At 64.5% G+C, this 4,894-nt stretch carries 7 protein-coding genes; all 7 read left to right on the plus strand.

What is annotated here, in order from left to right:
* Positions 1-181: 181 nt before the first annotated feature.
* The gene (locus ENJ37_08970; GenBank protein ID HHL40624.1) at positions 182-397 is read left to right on the plus strand and encodes a hypothetical protein; all 216 of its coding nucleotides are present in this window, start codon (positions 182-184) and stop codon (positions 395-397) included.
* 24 nt (positions 398-421) lie between these two features.
* Complete coding sequence (locus tag ENJ37_08975; GenBank protein HHL40625.1) at positions 422-874, plus strand: DUF2802 domain-containing protein; 453 nt, start codon at positions 422-424, stop codon at positions 872-874.
* Between the two features lie 385 nt (positions 875-1,259).
* On the plus strand, positions 1,260-1,973 hold the full coding sequence (gene flgF / locus ENJ37_08980) for a flagellar basal-body rod protein FlgF (GenBank protein ID HHL40626.1): 714 nt from the start codon (positions 1,260-1,262) through the stop codon (positions 1,971-1,973).
* A gap of 42 nt (positions 1,974-2,015) precedes the next feature.
* Entirely contained in the window at positions 2,016-2,804 is a 789-nt protein-coding gene (gene flgG, locus ENJ37_08985) for a flagellar basal-body rod protein FlgG (GenBank protein HHL40627.1), read from the plus strand.
* A 6-nt stretch (positions 2,805-2,810) separates the two neighbouring features.
* Positions 2,811-3,524 (plus strand): flagellar basal body P-ring formation protein FlgA, encoded by a 714-nt coding sequence (gene flgA, locus ENJ37_08990; GenBank protein HHL40628.1) that lies wholly within the window; start codon positions 2,811-2,813, stop codon positions 3,522-3,524.
* A gap of 15 nt (positions 3,525-3,539) precedes the next feature.
* Entirely contained in the window at positions 3,540-4,220 is a 681-nt protein-coding gene (locus ENJ37_08995) for a flagellar basal body L-ring protein FlgH (protein ID HHL40629.1), read from the plus strand.
* A partial coding sequence (locus ENJ37_09000; protein HHL40630.1) for a flagellar basal body P-ring protein FlgI occupies positions 4,204-4,894 on the plus strand: 691 nt, incomplete at its 3' end. The genes ENJ37_08995 and ENJ37_09000, both read left to right, overlap by 17 nt.

Consider the following 4,894-nt stretch of genomic DNA (forward strand, 5'->3'; position numbering starts at 1 on the left):
AAAGTTTCCCCCAGACCCCCTTCAAAGACTTTCAATACGAGTTGGTTTCCCCCTGTTTTGCCTGGCAAAACAGGGGGAAACCAACTCGCATTAAAAGTTTTTGGAGGGAGTCTGAGGGAACCTTTTTACAAAAAGGTTCCCTCAGGGCAATAAATCAGAGTTTCTTAAGGAAGTGATCGGTATGTCTGGCAGTGACATAAAGATGGTGGGGCTGCCCGCGGTTCCGGCTTCCTTGAGGGGTGTTGAGGCCATACGGCCGGTGCGTCCCAAGGGTGGCGGTGATGTGAGCGAGGCCGACAGGCGAAAGGACGACGGCCGCCGTGCCGGGAAGGGTGCCTCCGGGAAGCGGGGAGGGGGCGGGCGTGGCGCCGGCGGCGGCATAGACGTCCTCGCATAACACTTTTCACGCCGGGATAGTCACATGTCCTCTCTGGCCATAGCGCTCATCCTCGTCGACACGGCCATCATGGCCGCGATCCTCTTTTTTCTCCTCAGGTCCGGGGCCATGAGCCGCGGCAGCGCAGCGTCTCGGGCGGCCGGCACCGAAGAGCTCCTCCAGAGACTGCGCAAGGGCGCCGAGGACGCCGAGCGCCTCTGCGCGCTCCTCAAAAAGAAGCTCAAGGCCGTGGAGGAACTGGACGCCGGCATCAGAAAAAAGCAGATCCGCCTCGAAAACGTCATAAACTCCCTCGAAGACGCCCTCGCCGAACTGCGCGACCGTCCTCCCGTCCGTCCCGCGGGCAGGGAAGACTACCGGGAGGCCCTCATCATGCTCAGGGCCGGGGAACGCCCCGAAGAGGTGGCGAAGAGGCTGGGCCTCTACAAGGGTGAGATAGAGCTCCTCGCCGCGCTGAGTAACCTCGACTCCCGGTAGACCCGCTCCCCAAGCCCCTCCATGGATTCCATCTCCATGCCTTCGCTGTCCCCGGCAGGTGCGGTCCGCGCCGGCCGGGGTCTTTACGCCCTTGCGGGCCGCACCTGCCGGGGACAGCTCCCCATACGAACAACATACAAGGGGGCCGTGGCCCCTCTTCGGGAAGTCTCTCCAGGCATGACGATCAGGGCCTTCCCAGCGCCGTCTCCGCCGAACCCGCCGAGGGGAAATTTCTTCTCCTGCGGAAAAACCTTCCCCGCCCCGGTGACTGCATCTTGACGGGGGCTCGACGTCCTCCTTCCTCGAAGTCCTTGTTTTCCGGGCAGTTGCATCCTCTCCTGCTGTTGGCACGCTTGTTGCAATATTCTCTCGGCGGGAGGTAGAGATGGACAGAAGCATTTATGTGGCCCTCTCGGGGGCGTCGATGCTCGAAAAGAGGCTCGAGCTCATCGCCAACAACCTGGCAAACGCCGCCACCGCGGGCTTCAAGAAGCAGCGTCCCCTCTTCACGGTGGAGAGTCCCGATGCGGCGGGGCTGCGCTCCTTTGTGACGGGCCTGTCCGTGGTGAACGACATGAGCCAGGGCCCCCTGGTGAAGACGGACAACGTCCTGGACCTGGCCATCGAGGGCGACGGCTTCTTCACCGTCGAGACCCCCTACGGCATAAGGTACACGAGGCAGGGCAGCTTCAGGCTCGATGCCGACGGAAGATTGACGACCGCCGACGGCCACCCCGTCCTCGGCGACAAGGGCGTCATAAAATTGACCACGCCGGGCGTCAACATTGACAGTGCGGGCAACGTGGAGGTCGATGGCGTCGTGGTGGCAAGGCTCAGGATAGGCCGTTTCGACGACCCCGGCGCCCTGCGCAAGGAGGGCGGCCTCTACAGCGCCGACGGCACCGGCATGGAGGAGCTCAAGGCCGGTGACGGCGTGCGCGTGCTTCAGGGCTACCAGGAGAAGTCCAACGTCAACGTGGTGCGCCAGATGGTGGCCATGATAGAGGTGTCCCGTTCCTACGAGACGCAGAGCAAGGTCATAGAGGCCATGGACGACGAGGCCCGCAAGGCCGTAAACGAGGTCGGAAGGACCTCTTGATCCGCTTTTTGCAGGGTTTGACAGGTTTAAGGGAGGTCAGCGATGATAAGGGCATTATGGACGGCGTCGACCGGGATGGAGGCTCAGCAGCTCAATATCGACCTCATAGCGCACAACCTGGCCAACGTCAACACGGCGGCCTTCAAGAAGGCGCGGGGCTCCTACCAGGACCTGCTCTACCAGGAGCTCAAGAGCGCCGGCACGTCGAGCTCTCCGGCGACCCAGGTCCCCACGGGCCTGGAGGTTGGGCTCGGCACAAGGACCGTGGCCACCCAGAAGCTCTTTTCCCAGGGCAACCTCCAGCAGACAGGCAATCCCCTGGACCTGGCCATCGAGGGCGACGGATTCTTCCAGGTCACCCTCCCCGACGGCACCATCGCCTACACGCGGGCCGGTCAGCTCATGGTCGACTCTACGGGCACCCTCGTCACCGCCGACGGCTACACCATAGAGCCGACGATCACCTTCCCGTCGGATACCCTCACCATCACCATAAGCGCCGACGGGATCGTCTCCGTGACTCAACCTGGCGTATCGGTACCCACCGAACTCGGCAACATCGAGCTCGCCAGGTTTGTCAATCCCTCCGGTTTGAGAGCAACCGGAAGGAGCCTCTACCTACCTACCGCTGCGTCCGGGGACCCTCTTACGGGGGTCCCCGGAACAGAGGGGATCGGCACGCTCGCCCAGGGCTTCGTGGAGATGAGCAACGTCGACGTGGTGGAGGAGATGGTCAACATGATAACGGCCCAGCGGGCCTACGAGATGAACTCCAAGGCCATACAGACGAGCGACGAGATGCTCCAGACGGCCAACAACCTCAAGAGGTAAGGGAAGATGAGAGGGGTCCTGACAGCCGTGCTCGCTGTTCTTGTGGCGGCGCCGGCGGCCTGGCCGGCCGTCTCGCCGAAGCGGCCGTCCCTGAAGGAGCGGGTGAGCGAGGCCGTCACCGGGTACATACTCGCCAACTCGCCGTGGAAGGACGGCGAGCTCGTCGTCGAGGACGTGGTGCTGCGCGGCGGGAGCGTGGAGGGCGACTTCGACGAGCTCTCGATCCGGTCCCCGTCGGGGCTGGATGGGGCCGCGGCAGGCAGGGTGAGCGTTGCCGTGAGGCTCGTCAAGGACGGCTCCGAGGTGGGGACGGTCTGGGCGACGGCCGTGGTGCGCCTCTACAGGGACGTGGTCGTGGCGCTGCGCAGGCTTCGCATAAACGACAGGATCGGGCCCGGTGACGTGAGGGTTGCAAGGGTGGAGTCGAGGCAGATACCGGCCACTGCGCTCGGGGACCCGGCGCAGGCCGTGGGCATGCTCGTGAAGAGGCCCATAAGGGCCGGGGCCGTCATAAGCTCCGAGTACGTGAAGCCCGAGCCGCTGGTGATGCGGGGAGACAGGGTCACGGTGCTCGCAACGAGCGGCGCGGTGAGGATAAAACTCCCGGCCGTGGCGCTCGAGGACGGCCATGCCGGCGCCACCATAGGGGTGCGCATGTCCACGGGCAAGAGGGTGGCCGGAAGGGTGGAGAGCGACGGCACCGTCACCGTCGTCTTCTGAACCGGGGAGCGGACCATGAGAAACGGCATCGTCACGGCGGCTCTCGCGGCCCTGATCATAACGGGCTGCGCAACACCGGAGCCGAAAAAGATAGACACCAGGACCATAGCCGTGCAGCCCAGGCCCTATCCCTCGTCGGCCGGCTCGCTCTGGCCCGGCGAGACGTCGCGCAACAACCTCTACCAGGACCTCAGGGCCTGGCACGTGGGCGACGTGGTGACGATCACCATCGCCGAGAAGACGAGCGCCACCAAGGAGGCCATCACCGAGACGACCCGCAAGAGCAAGGCATCGGGCGGGCTCAGCGGCCTCTTCGGCATAACGCCGTCGCTCGGGAGCTGGAAGGGACAGGGTTTCACCCCCACCGTGAACGCCGATACGAGCGCCCAGTTCGAGGGCGAGGGCAAGACCGAGCGCAAGGGGGAGCTGAAGGCGACCCTCACGGCCGTGGTGGTCGAGGTGCTGGGCAACGGCAACCTCGTCATCGAGGGCAAGAAGGACACGGTGGTCAACAACGAGACCCAGTACGTTACCCTCAGCGGCATAGTCAGGCCCGAAGACATCGACGAGAACAACGAGGTGTCGTCCGTATACGTGGCCAACGCGAGGATCGAGTACTCGGGCCGCGGCGTGGTGGGCGACGAACAGAGCCCCGGCTGGCTCAGGAGGGCGCTTGACAATGTGTGGCCGTTCTAAGAGACTTTTCGCCGCCGGGACGGCGGCCCTGCTGCTGCTCGCGGCGGCGGCCGCGGCCCATGGCGCGAGGATAAAGGACATAGCTTTCATGGAGGGGGTGAGGCCCAACCAGCTCACGGGCTACGGCCTCGTCGTGGGGCTCACGGGCACGGGCGACAAGACGAGCGCCCGTTACACCATGCAGAGCCTTGCCAACCTCTTCAAGAAGATGGGCATAAAGATCGACCCCACGCTCATCAGGGTCAAGAACACGGCGGCCGTGCTCGTCACGGCCGAGCTCCCGCCCTTCGCGCGTCCGGGCTCGACCGTGGACGTCGTCGTCTCCTCGCTGGGGGACGCCACGAGCCTCGAGGGCGGTACACTCATCATAACGCCTCTCAAGGGCCCGGACGGCTTCGTCTACGCCACGGCCCAGGGCCCCATATCGCTGGGCGGCTTCTCCGCAGGCGGCACTGGCGCCAAGGTCCGCAAGAACCACCAGACCGTGGGCAAGATAACGGGCGGAGCCATCATAGAGAAAGAGGTGGTCGTCGACTTCTCGGAGAAGGAGGAGCTGCTCCTTACGCTGCGCCGCCCCGACTTCTCGACGGCCAGAAACGTGGTCCAGTCCATAAACAAGAGCCTGGGCAGGCCCGTTGCGAGCGCCCTTGACGCAGGCGGGGTGAGGATCGAGG

This window comes from Deltaproteobacteria bacterium (genome assembly GCA_011375175.1).
GTDB lineage: Bacteria > Desulfobacterota > GWC2-55-46 > GWC2-55-46 > DRME01 > DRME01.

What these genes read in the sequence shown, in the direction of transcription:
- ENJ37_08975 (HHL40625.1), top strand. Translation starts at nt 422, where the DNA reads ATGTCCTCTCTGGCCATAGCGCTCATCCTCGTCGACACGGCCATCATG.
- ENJ37_08970 (HHL40624.1), top strand. Translation starts at nt 182, where the DNA reads ATGTCTGGCAGTGACATAAAGATGGTGGGGCTGCCCGCGGTTCCGGCT.
- flgA (HHL40628.1), top strand. Translation starts at nt 2,811, where the DNA reads ATGAGAGGGGTCCTGACAGCCGTGCTCGCTGTTCTTGTGGCGGCGCCG.
- ENJ37_08995 (HHL40629.1), top strand. Translation starts at nt 3,540, where the DNA reads ATGAGAAACGGCATCGTCACGGCGGCTCTCGCGGCCCTGATCATAACG.
- flgF (HHL40626.1), top strand. Translation starts at nt 1,260, where the DNA reads ATGGACAGAAGCATTTATGTGGCCCTCTCGGGGGCGTCGATGCTCGAA.
- flgG (HHL40627.1), top strand. Translation starts at nt 2,016, where the DNA reads ATGATAAGGGCATTATGGACGGCGTCGACCGGGATGGAGGCTCAGCAG.